Source organism: Dactylosporangium sp. CA-152071 (assembly GCF_050936335.1).
Classification (GTDB): domain Bacteria; phylum Actinomycetota; class Actinomycetes; order Mycobacteriales; family Micromonosporaceae; genus Dactylosporangium; species Dactylosporangium maewongense.
In genome coordinates, this window is sequence record NZ_JBNJMZ010000001.1 from 5,693,952 (window position 1) to 5,711,006 (window position 17,055).

Genomic DNA, 17,055 nt, shown 5'->3' on the forward strand with positions numbered 1-17,055 from the left:
GTGGTTCACGCCTGGCCCCCCTTGTAGTGCTCGGCGCCCGCGGACGTGCCGGGGTTGTCGAGCGCGCCGACGTAGTAGTCCTTCTCGGTGTCGCCGAGACGCATGTCGTGCGGCGGGCGCTCCATGCCCGGCAGCAGCGGCGCGAGCAGCATCTCCTTGGTGAAGATGAGGTCGCGCCGGTTGTCGCGGGCCAGCTCGTACTCGTTGCTCATGGTCAGCGAACGGGTCGGGCAGGCCTCGATGCACAGTCCGCAGAAGATGCAGCGGGCGTAGTTGATCTGGTACGTCTGGGCATACCGCTCACCGGGCGAGAATCGCTCGTCCTCGGTGTTGTCGGCGCCCTCGACGAAGATCGCGTCCGCGGGGCACGCCCACGCGCACAGCTCACAGCCGATGCACTTCTCCAGGCCGTCCGGCCACCGGTTGAGGATGTGCCGGCCGTGGTACCGCGGGGCCGGAGGCTTGCGCTGCTCCGGGTACTCCTCGGTCACCACCTTCTTGAACATGTGCGAGAAGGTGACGCCGAAGCCCTTCAGCGTTCCACCGATGCTCATGCTGACTCCTTGCCGGTCGAGACGGGCTCCCGCTCGACGATCACGCGCTTGGCCCGCGGGCTGGGCGGGACCTCAAGGTTGAGCGGCGGCAAGGGGAAGCCCTTGCTGCCACCGACCCGGCCGCCGGGGTGTGCCTCCGGGATCTCGACGACCGTGGCGCCGCGCCGCGACAGGACGATCGCCACCAGGCCGAGCGCCAGGGCCGCGACGATGATCGCTACGGAGACGCCGAACTTGCCCATCGAGCTGAGGCTGTCGGTGTTGATCGTCAGCAGGATGCCGGCGAGGGTCAGGATCCAGATCAGGTTGGCCGGGATGAGGACCTTCCAGCCGAACCGCATGAACTGGTCGTACCGCAGGCGGGGCAGCGTGCCGCGCAGCCAGATGAACACGAACAGCAGCAGCAGGACCTTGATGGTGAACCAGAGAACCGGCCACCAGCCCTGGTTGGCGCCGTCCCACAGCGAGATCGGCCACGGAGCCCGCCAGCCGCCGAGGAACAGCGTCGTGCACAGGCCGGAGACGGTGACCATGTTGACGTACTCGGCGAGGAAGAACAGCGCGAACTTCAGCGACGAGTACTCGGTGTGGAAGCCACCGACGAGCTCCGACTCGGCCTCGGGGAGGTCGAACGGCGCCCGGTTCGTCTCGCCGACCGCGGAGATGAAGTAGATGAGGAAGCTCGGCAGCAGCAGGATGCCGTACCAGGCGGGCAGGTCAGCGCTCCAGCCGCCGATGTCGACGGTGCCGTTGCCGGCCTGCTTCTCCACGATCTGCGAGGTCGACATCGTGCCGGAGACCAGGAAGACCGAGACGATCGACAGGCCCATCGCGACCTCGTACGAGATCATCTGGGCGCTGGAGCGCAGGCCGCCGAGCAGCGGGTAGGTCGAGCCGGAGGCCCAGCCGCCGAGCACGACGCCGTAGATGCCCATCGACGAGCACGCCAGCACCAGCAGGACCGCCACCGGGATGTCGGTGAGCTGCAGCGGGCTGTGGTGGCCGAAGATCGACACCGTCGGGCCGAACGGGATCACCGAGAACGCGGTGAACGCGGTGACCGTGGAGATCACCGGCGCGAAGAAGAAGACCACCTTGTCCGCGAGGCGCGGCATGATGTCTTCCTTGAACGCCAGCTTCAGGCCGTCGGCGAGGGACTGCAGGAGGCCGAACGGGCCGTTGCGGTTCGGCCCCGGGCGGACCTGCATCCGGGCGACGACCTTGCGCTCGTACCAGATGGCGAAGAGCGTCATGACGACCAGGAACGCGAAGATCACGACGACCTTGGCGAGCACCAGCCACCAGGGGTCTTTGCCGAACTGGTCGAGGTTCGCGGCGAGGATCATGAGTTGGTACCCCCAGTGCTGATCTCGACCAGCGCACCTTCGGCCACGCCGAGCGTGCGCCGCAGGGTCGAGCCGGGCGAGTTCGTCGGGACCCAGACGACGCGATCGGCCATGTCGGTGACCAGCGCCGGCAGGGTGATCGCGCCCCGTGCCGTGCCGACCGTCACCGGGTCACCGTCGGCGACCCCGAGGTCGGCGGCGGTGCTCTTGGAGATCCGCGCGACCGACGTGCGGGCGGTGCCGGCCAGGTGGCCGTCGCCGTCCTGCAGCGAGCCGCTGTCGATCAGGTGGTGCCAGGACGCCAGGATCGCCTGGCCGCCGGCCGGCGTGGCGGCCACACCCGCGGCCACCGTCGGCACCTCGGCCCGGACGCTGGCGCGCAGCGCGGCGCCGGCCGTGGCGGTGCCCGGCAGCGGCAGCTCCGCGAGCGTGGCGAGCTGCGCCCGCGCCGCGTCGACGTCGCCGACACCCAGCTCGATGCCCAGCTCACGGCCGAGCGCGTCCAGCACGCGGGCGTCGCTCATCGCGGCGGTCTTCAGCACCGTGATGAACGGCCGGACCCGGCCTTCCCAGTTGACGTAGGAGCCGCTCTTCTCGACCGCCGGGGCGATCGGCAGGACCACGTCGGCGCGCTTGGCGACGGCGCTGAGCCGCAGCTCCAGGCTGACCACGAACCCGACCGCGTCGAGCGCCTCCTCGGCCGCCCGCGGGTCGGCCAGGTCGCCCGTGTCGACGCCGCCGACGAGCAGCCCGCCGAGCTGGCCGGCCTTCGCGGCGGCGATGATCGCGTCGGTGTCCCGTCCCGACGCGCTGGGCAGGACGCCCGCGTCGAGCTGCCACGCGACGGCGACCTCGCTGCGCGCGGCCGGGTCGTACACCGGACGGCCACCCGGCAGGAGGGTCGGCAGCGCGCCGGCCTCGACCGCGCCGCGGTCACCCGCGCGCCGTGGGACCCAGGCGAGCTTGGCGCCGGTCTCCGTGGCGATCCGTGCCGCGGCGGACAGGCCGCCCTCGACGCTCGCCAGCCGCTCGCCGACGAACAGGATCGCGCCCTCGGCCGACAGCGCCTCGCGCAGCTGCTCGGACCCGCCGAGCACCTCCGCCTCGGCGCCCGGCGCGGTGAGCAGGACGGTCGCGCCGAGCTTCTCGAACCCGCGGCTGACGAACGGGGCGACCGCGTAGCTGGCCAGCCCCCGCTTCAGGTAGGTCTTGCGGGCCCGCAGGTAGATGATCGGGCACTCTTCCTCGGGCTCCAGCCCGACGAAGACGACCGCGCCGGCGCGCTCGATGTCGGCGTACGTGACCTCGACCTGGCCGGCCACCGACGAGCCGAGGAACTCGGTCTCCTCCGTGGACAGCGGGCGGGCCCGGAAGTCGATGTCGTTGGTGCCGAGGGCGACCCGGGCGAACTTCGAGTACGCGAACGCGTCCTCGACCGTCAGCCGGCCGCCGGTCAGGACGCCGACGCCGCCGTTGTCCTTCGCCGCGGCGAGCCCGGCGGCCGCGACGGTGAGGGCCTCGGGCCAGCTCGCCTCGCGCAGCTCACCGGTCTTCGCGTCGCGCACCAGCGGCTTGGTCAGCCGGTCGGTGGCGTTGGTGTACTGGAACGCGAAGCGGCCCTTGTCGCAGTTCCACTCCTCGTTGACCGCCGGGTCGTCGCCCGCCAGGCGGCGCATGACCTTGCCGCGGCGGTGGTCGGCCCGCTGGTCACAGCCGGCCGCGCAGTGCTCGCACGCGTTCGGCGTGGAGACCAGGTCGAACGGCCGGGCCCGGAAGCGGTACTGCGCGCTGGTGAGCGCGCCGACGGGGCAGATCTGGATCGTGTTGCCGGAGAAGTACGAGTTGAACGGCGCGTCGTCCTCGGGCGACTCGGGGTTGCCCCGGAAGACGCCGATCTGCTCGTTGGACGAGCGCTCCATGAGGTCGATGAACTTGTCGCCGGCGATCTCGTCGGAGAACCGGGTGCAGCGCTGGCACAGCACGCACCGCTCGCGGTCGAGCAGCACCTGGGTGCTGATCGGCAGCGGCTTCGGGTACTCCCGCTTGTGCTCGACGAACCGGCTCTCGGCCTGGCCGTTGCTCATCGCCTGGTTCTGCAGGGGGCACTCGCCGCCCTTGTCGCAGACCGGGCAGTCCAGCGGGTGGTTGATCAGGAGGAACTCCATGATGCCCTCTTGGGCCTTCTTGGCCACGTCGGAGGTCATCTGGGTGCGGACCACCATGCCCTCGGCGACCGGCTGCGTGCACGAGGCCACCGGCTTGCGCTGGCCCTCCACGTCGACCAGGCACTGGCGGCACGCGCCGGCGGGAGCCAGCAGCGGGTGGTCGCAGAAGCGGGGGATGGAGATGCCGATCTGCTCGGCGGCCCGGATGACGAGGGCGCCCTTGGGTGCCTCGACCTCGATGCCGTCGATGGTCAGCTTGACCGTCTCGACCTTCGGAACGACGTCCGTCATCAGTGGGCTCCTACCAGTTCGCCCTTGAACATCGGGGCCTTGCGACCCTCGATGTAGTCCAGGTAGTCCTGCTTGAAGTACTTGATCGAGGACGTCACCGGGCTGGTGGCACCGTCGCCGAGCGCGCAGAAGGAGCGCCCGAGGAGGTTGTCGCAGGCGTCCAGCAGGGTGTCGAGGTCCTGGTGGGTGCCCTGGCCGGCGAGGATGCGGTGCAGGATCCGCACCATCCAGTAGTTGCCCTCGCGGCACGGCGTGCACTTGCCGCAGGACTCGTGGTGGTAGAAGGCGATCCACCGGTACGTCGCGTAGACGATGTCGTCCTGGTCGGAGAAGACCTGGACGGCGGTGGTGCCGAGCATCGTGCCGACGCCCGCCATGCCTTCGAAGTCCATCGGCACGTCGAGGTGCTCGTCGGTGAGCATCGGCGTCGAAGAGCCGCCCGGCGTCCAGAACTTCAGCTCGTGGCCGGCCTGCATGCCGCCGGCCAGGTCGATGAGCTGCCGCAGCGTGACGCCGAGACCGCACTCGAACTGGCCGGGGTTGTTGACCCGTCCCGAGATCGAGTAGATCTTCGGGCCGGGCGACTTCTCGGTGCCCATGCTGCGGAACCAGGCCGAGCCGCCGAGGACGATGTACGGGACGCTGGCGATCGTCTCGACGTTGTTGACGACCGTCGGCGAGGCGTAGAGCCCATGCGTCGCGGGGAACGGTGGCCGCAGCCGGGGCTGGCCGCGGTACCCCTCCAGCGAGTCCAGCAGCGCCGTCTCCTCGCCGCAGATGTACGCGCCGGCGCCGCTGTGGACGACCAGGTCGAGGTCGAAGCCGCTGCCGAGGATGTTCTTGCCGAGGTACCCCTTGGCGTACGCCTGCTCGACCGCGGCACGCAGGCGGCGGGCGGAGTGGACGGCCTCGCCGCGGATGTAGATCGCGGCGAAGTTGGCCCGGATGGCGTAGGAGGCGATGATGACGCCCTCGACCAGCGCGTGCGGGTCGGCCATCATCAGCGGCAGGTCCTTGCAGGTGCCCGGCTCGCCCTCGTCGGCGTTGACCACGAGGTAGTGCGGCTTGCCGTCGTTCTGCGGGATGAAGCCCCACTTCATGCCGGTGGGGAAGCCGGCACCGCCGCGGCCGCGCAGGCCCGAGTCCTTGACCAGCTGGATCAGCTCGTCAGGGTGGGCCTTGAACGCCTTGCGCAGCGCGGTGTAGCCGTCGAGCCGCTCGTACACGTCGATCTTCCACGCGTCGGGCGAGAGCCAGCGCTTGGTCAGCACCGGCGTCAGCTTCGACAGCGACTCCTGGGAGGGCTGGTAGTCCAGCGTCACGGCTTCGCCTCCTCTTTCTTGGAGATCGGCGTTTCGGGGTCGAAGCCGGGGACCGCGATGCCGAAGCGCTCCGCGAGCCGGTTGCCGGCGAGGGTCGGCTCGCCCGCGGGGCCGTCGGCGATGACGTCGTCGCCCCGGTCGTCGGCGAAGCCGGCCAGCTGGACCGCCATCTCCTTGAGCGTGCACAGGCGCGTGCCGCGGGTCGGCTGCGGGCGCTCGCCGTTCTGCAGCTGCTTGACCAGGGTGAGCGCGCTGTCCTCGGTGATCTGGTCGAAGAACTCGTAGTTGACCGTCATCACCGGCGCGTAGTCGCAGGCGGCCAGGCACTCGGCGTGCTCGAGCGTGATCTTGCCGTCGGCGGTCGTCTCGTCGTGGTCGACGCCCAGGTGGTCGCGCAGCGCCTCGTACGCCTTGTCGCCGCCGAGGACGCCGCACATGGTGTTGGTGCAGACGCTGACCAGGTAGTCGCCGGTCGGCTTGCGCTTGTACATGGTGTAGAACGTCGCGACCGCGCCGACCTGTGCCTTGGTGATGCCCAGGATCTCGGCGCAGAAGGCGATGCCCTCCGGCGAGACGTATCCCTGCTCCGACTGCACCAGGTGCAGCAGCGGCAGCAGCGCCGAGCGCGACCGGCCCTCGGGGTACCGCGCGATGATCTGCCGCGCGCGCTCGCGCGTGACCTCACTGAACGCCATTAACGATCACACCCACCCATGACGGGGTCGAGCGAGGCGCCGCCCACGATGACGTCGGCGAGCAGCCCGCCCTCGGCCATCGCCGGAATCGCCTGCAGGTTGACGAAGCTGGGCTCCCGGTAGTGCACCCGGTAAGGGCGGGTGCCGCCGTCGGAGACCGCGTGCACGCCGAGCTCGCCGCGGGGCGCCTCGATCGGCACGTACACCTGGCCGGCCGGCACCCGGAAGCCCTCGGTGACCAGCTTGAAGTGGTGGATCAGGGCCTCCATCGACTGGCCCATGATCTTCGCGACGTGGTCGAGGGAGTTGCCGAGACCGTCGCCGCCGATCGCCAGCTGCGCCGGCCACGCGATCTTCTTGTCACCGATCATGATCGGGCCGGGCTCGAGCCGGTCCATGGCCTGCTGGACGATCCGCACCGACTGGCGCATCTCGTTGAGCCGGACCTTGTAACGGCCCCACGCGTCGCCGGTCGACTCGGTCGGGACCTCGAAGTCGTAGGTCTCGTAGCCCGCGTAGGGCTGCTGCTTGCGGATGTCCCAGCCGAGGCCCGCGGAGCGCAGCACCGGGCCGGTGATGCCCAGCGCCAGGCAGCCGGTCACGTCCAGCACGGCGACGCCCTGCGTGCGCTCTTTCCAGATCGTGTTGCCCGACAGCAGGTCCTCGTACATGTCGATGCGTTCGGGCATCCAGCCGAGGAACTCGCGGATCTTGGCGAGGGCCTCCTCGGGGACGTCCTGCGCGACGCCGCCCGGCCGCACGTAGGCCATGTTCATCCGCAGGCCGGAGATCATCTCGAAGATGTCGAGGATGTACTCCCGCTCGCGGAACCCGTAGATCATCATCGACAGCGCGCCGAGCTCCATGCCGGTCGTCGCCAGCCACACGAGGTGGGAGGCGACCCGGTTGAGCTCCATCATCAGCACGCGGATGGTCTTGGCGCGGGGCGTGATCTGGTCCTCGATACCGAGGAGCTTCTCGACCGCCATGCAGTAGCCGGTCTCGTTGAAGATCGGCGCCAGGTAGTCCATGCGGGTGACGAACGTGGTGCCCTGCGTCCAGTTGCGGAACTCGAGGTTCTTCTCGATGCCGGTGTGCAGGTAGCCGATGACGGTCCGGGCCTCCGTGACCGTCTCGCCCTCCAGCTCCAGGACCAGCCGGAGCACGCCGTGGGTCGACGGGTGCTGCGGGCCCATGTTGACGACGATGCGCTCCTCGGCGCCCGCCTCGTTGACGACCGAGTCCCAGTCGCCGCCGGTGACGGTGAAGACCCGGCCTTCCGTGGTCTCCCGGGCGCTTGCGTAATCGGTGGTCACTGGTAACTCCTCCGCTGGTCCGGCGGTGGGATCTCGGCGCCCTTGTACTCGACCGGCACGCCGCCGAGCGGGTAGTCCTTCCGCTGCGGGAAGCCCTCCCAGTCGTCGGGCATGAGGATGCGGGTCAGGTTGGGGTGGCCGTCGAAGACGATGCCGAACATGTCGTAGGTCTCCCGCTCCTGCCAGTCGGCGGTCGGGTACACCTGGGTGACGCTCGGCAGGTGGGGGTCCTCGGTCGTGACCGCGGCCTCCAGCCGGACCCGGCGGCGGAACGTCATCGAGGTCAGGTGGTAGACGGCGTGCAGCCGCCGGCCGTCGGTGCCCAGGTAGTCGACGCCTGACACCGATGACAGCAGCTCGAAGCGCAGGGCCGGGTCGTCGCGCATGATCTGGGCGACCTCGGCGATGCGATCGGGCACGATGTGCAGCGTCAGCTCGCCGCGGTCGACGACGATCCGCTCGATCGCGTCGTTGAAGCCCGGGTAGGCCTCCTCGAGCGCGTCGACGACCTCGTCGAAGTCCCCGCCGAACGGCCGCGGCGAGTCCAGCTCGACCTCGCGGCGCCGGCGCAGACCGCCGAAGCCGGAGGTGTCGCCCGTGCCGTGCACGCCGAACATGCCGCGGCCGGCGGTGCTGGACGGGGGGAACTGCGCCGGGGCGCCGAGCTCGGCACCGACCGGTTCTACCTCAGTCACTTCGCTCCTCCGGACAGGTTCGCCCGCTCTTCCATCCACTTCTGGATGCGCAGCTGCTCCTCGCGGCCCTGAGCGACGGCCTTGGTCCACTCGGCGCGCTTGGCCTTGTCGAACCGGTAGCTCGACGGCATCGCGCCCGGCGCCACGATCGGCGCGCCGTCGCGCTCGACCCGCGCCTCGATCATGCGGCGGCGACGGTCACCGAGCGGCTCGGCCATCACCTTGTCGTGCAGCCGCAGGATCGCGTCGATCAGCATCTCGGGCCGCGGCGGGCAGCCCGGCAGGTACATGTCGACGGGCACGATGTGATCGACGCCCTGCACGATCGCGTAGTTGTTGAACATGCCGCCGCTGGACGCGCAGACGCCCATCGAGAGCACCCAGCGGGGCTCCGGCATCTGGTCGTAGATCTGGCGCAGGACCGGGGCCATCTTCTGGCTCACCCGGCCGGCCACGATCATCAGGTCGGCCTGGCGGGGGCTGGCCCGGAAGACCTCCATGCCGAAGCGCGCCAGGTCGTAGCGGGCCGCGCCGGTCGCCATCATCTCGATGGCGCAGCAGGCCAAGCCGAACGTGGCGGGCCAGAAGCTGGCCTTGCGCGACCAGTTGACCAGCTTCTCGACGGTCGTCAGCAGAACGCCGGTCGGTACCTTTTCCTCGATGCCCATGGCTCAGTCCCAATCCAGCCCGCCGCGCCGCCACACATAGGCGAACGCGACGAACACCGTGACGATGAACAGGACCATCTCCACGAACCCGAACACCCCGAGCATGCCGAAGTTCATGGCCCACGGGTACAGGAAGATGATCTCGATGTCGAAGACGATGAAGAGCATCGCGGTCAGGTAGAACTTGACCGGGAAGCGGCCACCGCCGACGGGCTGCGGAGTGGGCTCGATGCCGCACTCGTAGGCGTCGAGCTTCGCCTTGTTGAAGCGGCGCGGCCCGACGAACGGGGCCGCCGCCACCGAGAACAGCGCGAAGGCTGCGGCAAGGGCGAAGAGTCCGAGGATAGGTACGTACGGCGCGAGCGACACTGTGCTGCTCCGTCCTTTCGGCGAGCCCGGCGGGGCTGCCGCCCCTGGGGACCACTCAAGCTGTATGCGGTTTAACACTATTCGGTGAGGTCCGGACCGCTCCGTCCGGGGCTGTGCTTTTGGCTGTGCTTTGGCTGTTCAGTTGCGGTTTTCGGGATGTGCCGTCATATGTCTGCCTGCTGGCTAAGCTGCCGGCGCGATCCGGGTCATCGCGTTGATCACACGGTCCATTGCGTCGCCACCCCGCGGGTCGGTGAGGTTGGCGAGGAGCTTCAGGACGAACCGCATGAGCATCGGGTGAGGCATGCCGTGCTTGGTGGCCATCCGCATCACCTGCGGATTGCCGATCAGCTTCACGAAGATGTTGCCGAGCCGGTAATAGCCGCCATACCGCGCCTTGAGCTCGGTCGGGTAGTTGGCCAGCACCCGCTCGCGCGCGGTGCCCTGCGGGCGGGCCAGGGCCTGGATGGCGATCTCCGCCGCCAGCTCACCCGACTCCATCGCATATGCGATGCCCTCACCGTTGAACGGGTTGACCATGCCGCCCGTGTCGCCCACCAGCAGGACGCCCCGGGTGTAGTGCGGCACCCGGTTGAAGCCCATCGGCAGCGCGGCGCCCTGCGGCTTGCCCTCGGCGTTGGCCGGGTCGGACAGGCCCCACTCGGCCGGCGTGTTGTCGACCCAGTCGGAGAGCAGCGTCTTGTAGTTGGTCTTGCCGTAGGCCACGCTGCTGTTGAGCACGCCCAGGCCGACGTTGACCCGGCCGTCGCCGAGGCCGAAGATCCAGCCATAGCCGGGCAGCAGCTTGTCGCCGGACTCGCGGCTGCGCAGCTCCAGCCACGACTCCAGGTAGTCGTCGTCGTGCCGGAACTCGCTGCGGAAGTATTGCCGGACGGCCACACCCATCGGCCGGTCCTCCCGCTTGGCGATGCCGAGCGCGAGCGCGAACCGGCCGGAGACCCCGTCGGCCGCGATGACCAGCGGCGCCCGGAACTCCAGCGGCTCCTTGCCGGGGCCGGTCGCGGTCACGCCGACCACCCGGCCGGTGCGGTCGAGGATCGGCCCCGTCACCGGCGTGCCGGTGCGCAGGATCGCGCCGGCGTCGGTCGCGGCCGTGGCCAGCATCTGGTCGAAGTCCATGCGGGTGCGGGTCAGCCCGTAGTCCGGGAAGCTCGCGAGGTCGGGCCAGTCGAGCTCGAGCCGGATGCCGCCACCGATGACGCGCAGGCCGCGGTTGTGCAGCCAGCCCTTCTCCTCGGTGGTGTCGATGCCCATCTTGATGAGCTGCTTGACCGCGCGCGGGGTCAGGCCGTCGCCGCAGACCTTCTCCCGGGGGAACTCGGTCTTCTCCAGCAGCAGCACCCGCAGCCCGTGCCGGGCGAGGTGGAACGCGGCGGACGAACCGCCGGGCCCGGCGCCGACGACGATGACATCTGCGTCTTGCCGCGTGTCGGTCACAGCCGCCACCTCCCTGCCCTTCGTCTCGCTGACCGGCAGCTCCCGGGGGTCGCTCCCGGTCGTTTCCGGCTCGTGAAAGTCTTCACAAAGTCACTCTGGTGCGAGTCTAGAACCGTGACGAGGTCCGCTGTCGGTTAGGCGACCCTAAGTTTTCACCCCGGCGGTCACCTAGATCGGCAAATAGGACGACAAGGCAGCGGTCGGTCTGATCCAGCGTCTCGGAGACGGTGATCATGGCGCTGGGTTATCCACAGAAAATTGTTGTGCGTCGACTTCGGGTGGGCGCATGACGATCCTCGGTCATCATGAACCCCGGGCAGCCGGACCGTGACCGGCTCGACGCACTTGCCGCTGACCAATGCGGCCTCTTCACTCGCGCACAGGCTCTGAGCTGCGGTTTCAGCACGCTGCGAATCAGGACCAAGGTGCAGGCCGGCGACTGGTCCCCGGTCGTCCGGGACGTCTTCGCCGACCGCGGCCTGCCGGTCACCCCCAGGCTGCGCGACGTCGCCGCGCAGCTCGCCCTTCCCGGCGCCGTGCTCGCCGGCCCTTCCGCCGCCCGCTGGCATGGGTGGGAGGTGCCGAGCACAGAGACGTTCGTCGCATTTCCCGGCCGCCGCCCCCGGCTCAGGCACGTCCACGTCGTGCCGGTGGACCTGCCCGCGACGGACATCTGCACCGTCGATCAGCAACAGGTCACGACGCCGTCACGCACCGTCTTCGACTGCGCCCGCCTGCTGCCCGACGGCGCCGCCTCGGCCCTGCTGGCGACCGCCCTGCAGGAGTGCTGGACGACGATGCCCGACCTGGCGACCCGCATCCGCGACGCCACCGGCCGGCACGGGACGCCGCGGCTGGTCCGGCTGGTGCGGATGGTCGCCCTGGGCAACCGCACGGCCGCGCAGAAGCTGGCGGGGAAGCTGCTGCAGCGGGCCGGGATCTGGGGCTGGTCGCCGCACGAGCCGATCAGCGACCGGTGGGGCCTGATCGGCCTGGGCGACCTGGTCTTCCCCGAGGCGAAGCTGGTCATCGAGCTGGGCATCGACGAGTTGGAGCCGGCGCCGCTGCGGGAGCGGCACACCCGGCTGGCCGCCGCCGGCTGGACGGTCGTCAGCTACTCCTGGACCGACCTGACCACCCGCCCGTCCGACCTGGTGGCCGAGCTGCGCCAGCACCTGGACCGCCTGACCCCGGTGCGGTGGTGACAGTGCCGCCGCTCGACCCCGGTGCGGTGGTGACAGTGCCGCCGCTCGACCCCGGTGCGGTGGTGACAGTGGCGCTCGGCCCGCTGCACTGGAAAGCCTGGCCGGCGCCCCGCCCTCCGCCCCGTCCTTCATGATCCCGTGCGGTTCCGGTAGCCCTGGCCCCGGAACCGCACGGGATCACGGGCGGGTCGGTCGCGGAGCCTCAGCCGGAGCCACACTCAACGGCATCCGGCCATCGGACGTCGCCCGCTGGCGCGCCCCTGTTGGTGTGGTCGCAGCGGCGCGCCCCGCCGTGGTGCCGGCGTGCGTGGTGCCGGCGTGCGGGGTGCCGGCGTGCGGGGTGCCGGCGTGCGGGGTGCCGACGTGCGGGGTGCCGGGGTGCCGGGGTGCCGGGGTGCCGGGGTGCCGGGGTGCCGGGGTGCCGGGGTGAGTCTCCCCCGGTGAACGCAGGTGAGCCTTCGTGACCACGCGCTGGGGCGACTCGTCGCGCCCGGCGAGGAGGACCAGATCTGACGGACCTGCCGCCCAGTTTCTGGAGCTTCTCGCGACGGACCGCCGTGCAATGTGGGCGGCCGGTCGCGCGGTGCGGAGTGAGCGTCTCGCAACGGGTCCGCCGCGCGGTGCGAGGTGAGCCCTCCCCCGACGCGAAACCGCCGGGGTGCAGGGTGAGCATCCCGGCGGCGGGCCGCGGTGAGGTGGCGGTCAGGGCTAGACGCGGAAGCCGCGGTGGAGGGCCACCACGCCGCCGGTGAGGTTGCGCCAGGCGACCTTGCGCCAGCCGTTGGCGGCGACGCGGGCGGCCAGGCCTTCCTGGTCGGGCCAGGCGCGGATGGACTCGGCGAGGTAGACGTAGGCGTCGGGGTTGCTGGAGACGCGCTTGGCGACCTGGGGGATGGCCTTGACCAGGTAGCCGAGGTAGGCGCCGCGGAAGGGGCGCCAGGTGGGGTGGCTGAACTCGCAGATGACCAGGCGGCCGCCGGGCTTGGTGACGCGGGCCATCTCCTGGAGCGCGGCATCGGTGTCGACGATGTTGCGCAGGGCGAAGGAGATGGTGATGGCGTCGAAGGTCTCGTCGGCGAAGGGCAGGGCCAGGGCGTCGCCGGCGAGGAGCGGGACCGCTGGGCGCTTGACGTGGCCGGCCTGGAGCATGCCGATGGAGAGGTCGACGCCGACGGCGAAGGCGCCGGACTTGGCCAGCTCCTCGGTCGAGACGCCGGTGCCCGCGCCGAGGTCGAGGACGCGTTCGCCGGGCTTGAGGCCGAGCGCGAGGCGGGTCTCGCGGCGCCAGATGCGGTCCTGACCGCCGGAGATCACGGTGTTGGTGAGGTCGTAGCGCTTGGCCACGCCGTCGAACATGGCGGCGACCTCGTGGGGCTGCTTGTCCAGCGAGGCGCGGCTCATGACGACACCGGCGTCAGCGGGATGGAGCGGCCGGTGCCGCCGCCGGGGATGGCGATCGAGGAGAAGTGTGATTGCACGCGGTCGTCCGTGGGGTCGTCGGCGGGGGTCAGGTGGACGCGCAGATGGCGGTACTGGGTGTCGCGCTGCGCGGGGATCCGGTCGGCGTCGCGGATCATCTGGACCAGCTCGGTGAGGCGGGAGCGGTGGCGGGCGCCGGCGGAGGAGATGACGTTCTCCTCCAGCATGATCGAGCCGAGGTCGTCGACGCCGAGGTGCAGCGACACCTGCCCGACGTCCTTGCCCGTGGTGAGCCACGAGGACTGGAGGTGGGCGATGTTGTCGAAGAACAGTCGCGAGACCGCGACGAGCCGCAGGTATTCGAGGCTGGTCGCCTGGGTGCGGCCCTTCAGGTGGTTGTTCTCCGGCTGGTACGTCCACGGGATGAACGACCGGAAGCCGCCGACGGTGCCGTCGAGGTCCGCCTCGGTCGTGTAGCCGTTGGCGACCGCCTTGTCCTGCACGTCGCGGATCATGCGCAGGTGCTCGATGCGCTCGGCGTTGGTCTCGCCGGTGCCCATCATCATCGTGGCGGTGGAGGAGACGCCGAGGCGGTGGGCCTGGGTCATGACCTCCAGCCAGCGCTCGCCCGACTCCTTGAGCGGGGCGATCGCCTTGCGCGGGCGCTCGGGGAGCATCTCGGCGCCGGCGCCGGCGATGGAGGCGAGGCCGGCGGCCTTGATCCGCAGGATCGCCTCCTCGATCGAGACGCCGGAGACCTTGGCCATGTGCAGGACCTCGGACGGGCCGATCGAGTGGATGACCAGCGACGGGAACGCCTGCTTGACGGAGGAGAACAGCTCCTCGTAGTACCCGACGCCGTACTCCGGGTGGTGACCACCCTGCAGCATCACCTGGGTGGCGCCGAGGTCGACCGCCTCCTGGCAGCGGTGCAGGATCTCCTCGGTGCCGTGCGTCCAGCCCTCGGCGTGCTTCGGCGCCCGGTAGAAGGCGCAGAACTTGCAGGCCGTGACACAGACGTTGGTGTAGTTGATGTTGCGGTCGATGAGGTACGTGACGATGTTGTCCGGGTATCGTCGGCGGCGCACCGTGTCGGCCGCCTCACCGAGCGGGTGGAACGGGGCGTCGGTGTAGAGCAGCAGCGCCTCCTCCGCGCTGATCCGCCCGCCGTCGGCCGCACGCTGCAGGATGTCGCTGATCACCGGAGTCTCCGTCACACCTCCGAGACTACGTTGGCGGCAAACGGGTATGGCAGGGCCCCGCGACCTCTCGTGCCTAGGATCACCAAGTGACTGACATGCGCTATCGACGCCTCGGCTCCTCGGGCCTGACCGTCTCCGTCGTCGGCATCGGATGCAACAACTTCGGCGGCCGCATCGACGCGGACCGCGCGGCGGGCGTGGTCCACGCCGCGATCGATCTCGGGGTGACCCTGTTCGACACCGCCGACGTGTACGGCGCGACCCCGGGTGCCTCGGAGGAGGCGCTGGGCAGGGCGCTGGGGAAACGCCGGGACGAGGTCATCGTCGCGACCAAGTTCGGCATGGACGCGCGCGGCTCGAACGGGCCCGACTGGGGTGCGCGGGGCAGCAGGCGGTACATCGCGAAGGCCGTCGAGGCGTCGCTGTGGCGCTTGAAGACCGACTACATCGACCTGTACCAGCTGCACGCCCCGGACCCGGAGACGCCGATCGAGGAGACCCTCGACGCCCTCGACGCGCTCATCAAAGCGGGCAAAGTCCGGTACATCGGACACTCGAACTTCTCCGGGTGGCAGGCGGCCGACGCGGCGTGGACCGCGAAGACCACCGGGAAGGCGCCGTTCGTCAGCGCGCAGAACTACTACTCGCTGCTGGAGCGTGGCATCGAGAAGGACCTGGTGCCGGCGCTGGAGCACTACGGCGTGGGTCTGCTGCCGTTCTTCCCGCTCGCGCACGGGCTGCTGACCGGCAAGTACCGGCGCGGCGAGGCCGCCCCCGAGGGCACCCGCCTGGCGCGGGACGGCTTCGACAAGGTCCTCGCCGCCGCGCCCTGGGACACGATCGAGCGCCTGGAAGCGGTCGGCCGGGAGCGGGGCGTCGACCTGCTGGCGGTCGCCATCGGTGGCCTGGCCGCCCGCCCGGCAGTGACCAGCGTGATCGCCGGTGCCACCAGCCCGGAGCAGGTCGAGGCCAACGTCGCGGCCGGATCCTGGGTCCCCACCGCCGAGGACCAGGCCGCGATCGAGGCCGCACTCACAGCGTGATCTGCCCGACCGTCGTGTCAGAGGGGCTCGACGAGCCGCTCGCGGGCTCCACGGTGACCGCGAACATCGGCGCGAGGCCGGAGATGTACTGCCGGCCCGTCCCACCAGCGAGGACGCCGGCATTGTGCGCCGAGTCGTCGACCATCCACAGCTGGTAAGCCTTGCCGGCGCCGGGGTTGTCGAGGCCGTCCAGCACCGCCACCGCGGCGTTCCGCGACGGCGAGACGATCAGCGTCACCCGGCCGCCCGCCATCTCGGAGGAGACCAGGCGGGCGTCCGGAGCGGCGAGGACCGCGTCGACCCGGGCGTTCTCCCGCCGCACGTCCTGCTGCGCGACCGTCCACGTCGCCACCCCCACGCCGGCGGCCAGCACCGCGGCCGCCACCGCGCCGGCGGCCCAGCGCAGCACCCGGGCGCGCCGGGACCGGCCCGCGCCGGAGGCACCCCGCCGGGGTCGTTCCTGCGCCGTCCGGCCGATCTCGGCCAGTACCGACTCCCGCAGCCGCGGCGGGGGCGCCTCGGCGACCGCGTGGGTCAGCCACGAGGCCGTCTCCCGCAGCTCGGCGACCTCGACCGCGCACGTCCCGCACTCCCGCAGGTGCCGGTCGAAGGCGGCGCGCTCCAGGTCGTCGACCGCGTCCAGCGCGTACGCGCCGGCCAGCGCGTGGATGTCCACCGTCTCGGCCATCAGAACGCCACCCCCAGGCAGTCCCGCATCCGGATCAGCCCGTCACGCATGCGTGTCTTGATGGTCGGCAGCGCGGCGCCGAGCAGGTCGGCGACCTCGCGGTAGCTGTTGCCGTTGTAGTACGCGAGCGTGATCGCCTCGCGCTGCAGGTCGGTGAGGCCGTCGAGGCACCGGCGGACCTGCTGCTGCTCGATGCGGGCCGTCGCGGTCTCGACCACGTCGTCGTACGGGGTGTCGACGCTGCTGGCGGCCACCCGCTGCGCCCGGTCGCTGCTGGCCTGCTCGGCGCGGACCCGGTCGACGGCCCTGCGGTGCGCGATCGTGAAGACCCACGCGGTCGCCGAGCCGCGGGTGCCGTCGAAGCGGCCGGCGTTGCGCCACACCTCGACCATGACCTCCTGCGCGACCTCCTCCGACTGGGCCGGGTCCCGCAGCACGCGGCGGATCAGTCCGTACACGCGCGGCGACAGCAGGTCGTACAGCTCGGCGAACGCCCGCTCGTCGCCCCGGGCGACCCGGCCCAGCAGCTCGTCGGCGTCGACGCGGCGCTGCGGGGGCGGCACGGCGACGAGTCGCTGGGTGGGCAGCTCCTCGTGTTCGGGTCTCATGTCGTTCATTC

The 17,055-nt window shown here is 70.6% G+C and carries 15 protein-coding genes and 1 pseudogene; 2 read left to right on the forward strand and 14 right to left on the reverse strand.

Annotation, left to right across the window (positions count from 1 at the left end; translation table 11 throughout):
- Positions 1-5: 5 nt before the first annotated feature.
- From nuoI to ACQEVZ_RS25505, 10 genes and pseudogenes are all read right to left on the reverse strand, one after another.
- The gene (nuoI, locus tag ACQEVZ_RS25460; RefSeq protein WP_360564074.1) at positions 6-554 is read right to left on the reverse strand and encodes an NADH-quinone oxidoreductase subunit NuoI; all 549 of its coding nucleotides are present in this window, start codon (positions 552-554) and stop codon (positions 6-8) included.
- On the reverse strand, positions 551-1,900 hold the full coding sequence (nuoH, locus tag ACQEVZ_RS25465) for an NADH-quinone oxidoreductase subunit NuoH (RefSeq protein ID WP_433370802.1): 1,350 nt from the start codon (positions 1,898-1,900) through the stop codon (positions 551-553). Before nuoH ends, nuoI begins: the two co-directional genes overlap by 4 nt.
- On the reverse strand, positions 1,897-4,356 hold the full coding sequence (locus tag ACQEVZ_RS25470) for an NADH-quinone oxidoreductase subunit G (protein ID WP_433370805.1): 2,460 nt from the start codon (positions 4,354-4,356) through the stop codon (positions 1,897-1,899). The genes nuoH and ACQEVZ_RS25470 overlap by 4 nt, the downstream gene beginning before the upstream one ends.
- Complete coding sequence (gene nuoF, locus ACQEVZ_RS25475; protein ID WP_344509370.1) at positions 4,356-5,672, reverse strand: NADH-quinone oxidoreductase subunit NuoF; 1,317 nt, start codon at positions 5,670-5,672, stop codon at positions 4,356-4,358. Before nuoF ends, ACQEVZ_RS25470 begins: the two co-directional genes overlap by 1 nt.
- Before the next feature lie 11 nt (positions 5,673-5,683).
- Positions 5,684-6,373: pseudogene (nuoE, locus tag ACQEVZ_RS25480) on the reverse strand (NADH-quinone oxidoreductase subunit NuoE); the annotation flags it as partial.
- Positions 6,373-7,689, reverse strand: coding sequence for an NADH-quinone oxidoreductase subunit D (locus ACQEVZ_RS25485; protein WP_363393719.1), 1,317 nt, complete (start codon positions 7,687-7,689; stop codon positions 6,373-6,375). The pseudogene nuoE and the gene ACQEVZ_RS25485, both read right to left, overlap by 1 nt.
- Positions 7,686-8,384, reverse strand: a complete 699-nt coding sequence (locus tag ACQEVZ_RS25490; protein ID WP_344509017.1) for an NADH-quinone oxidoreductase subunit C — start codon at positions 8,382-8,384, stop codon at positions 7,686-7,688. The genes ACQEVZ_RS25485 and ACQEVZ_RS25490 overlap by 4 nt, the downstream gene beginning before the upstream one ends.
- Positions 8,381-9,052 carry a NuoB/complex I 20 kDa subunit family protein gene (locus ACQEVZ_RS25495; RefSeq protein WP_033363264.1) on the reverse strand — a complete coding sequence of 224 codons (672 nt, stop codon included), beginning with the start codon at positions 9,050-9,052 and terminating at the stop codon, positions 8,381-8,383. Before ACQEVZ_RS25495 ends, ACQEVZ_RS25490 begins: the two co-directional genes overlap by 4 nt.
- 3 nt (positions 9,053-9,055) lie before the next feature.
- Positions 9,056-9,421, reverse strand: coding sequence for an NADH-quinone oxidoreductase subunit A (locus ACQEVZ_RS25500; RefSeq protein ID WP_344509015.1), 366 nt, complete (start codon positions 9,419-9,421; stop codon positions 9,056-9,058).
- Between the two features lie 183 nt (positions 9,422-9,604).
- A complete protein-coding gene (locus ACQEVZ_RS25505) occupies positions 9,605-10,879 on the reverse strand; it encodes a geranylgeranyl reductase family protein (protein WP_344509013.1) in 1,275 nt (424 codons plus the stop codon).
- A gap of 425 nt (positions 10,880-11,304) precedes the next feature.
- Between ACQEVZ_RS25505 and ACQEVZ_RS25510 the strand changes: the two genes are divergently transcribed.
- On the forward strand, positions 11,305-12,084 hold the full coding sequence (locus tag ACQEVZ_RS25510) for a hypothetical protein (RefSeq protein WP_433370811.1): 780 nt from the start codon (positions 11,305-11,307) through the stop codon (positions 12,082-12,084).
- 708 nt (positions 12,085-12,792) lie between these two features.
- Here the strand turns inward: ACQEVZ_RS25510 and ACQEVZ_RS25515 are convergent.
- Both ACQEVZ_RS25515 and mqnC read right to left on the reverse strand, forming a co-directional pair.
- A complete protein-coding gene (locus tag ACQEVZ_RS25515; protein WP_344509009.1) occupies positions 12,793-13,485 on the reverse strand; it encodes a demethylmenaquinone methyltransferase in 693 nt (230 codons plus the stop codon).
- A complete protein-coding gene (mqnC, locus tag ACQEVZ_RS25520) occupies positions 13,482-14,720 on the reverse strand; it encodes a cyclic dehypoxanthinyl futalosine synthase (protein WP_433370814.1) in 1,239 nt (412 codons plus the stop codon). The genes ACQEVZ_RS25515 and mqnC overlap by 4 nt, the downstream gene beginning before the upstream one ends.
- Before the next feature lie 80 nt (positions 14,721-14,800).
- Here mqnC and ACQEVZ_RS25525 point away from each other — a divergent pair, with 80 nt between their 5' ends.
- On the forward strand, positions 14,801-15,748 hold the full coding sequence (locus tag ACQEVZ_RS25525) for an aldo/keto reductase (RefSeq protein WP_433376974.1): 948 nt from the start codon (positions 14,801-14,803) through the stop codon (positions 15,746-15,748).
- Here the strand turns inward: ACQEVZ_RS25525 and ACQEVZ_RS25530 are convergent.
- On the reverse strand, positions 15,738-16,436 hold the full coding sequence (locus ACQEVZ_RS25530; protein ID WP_433370817.1) for an anti-sigma factor: 699 nt from the start codon (positions 16,434-16,436) through the stop codon (positions 15,738-15,740). The genes ACQEVZ_RS25525 and ACQEVZ_RS25530 overlap by 11 nt on opposite strands.
- Positions 16,436-17,044 (reverse strand): sigma-70 family RNA polymerase sigma factor, encoded by a 609-nt coding sequence (locus ACQEVZ_RS25535; protein WP_360566392.1) that lies wholly within the window; start codon positions 17,042-17,044, stop codon positions 16,436-16,438. Before ACQEVZ_RS25535 ends, ACQEVZ_RS25530 begins: the two co-directional genes overlap by 1 nt.
- Positions 17,045-17,055 lie beyond the last annotated feature (11 nt).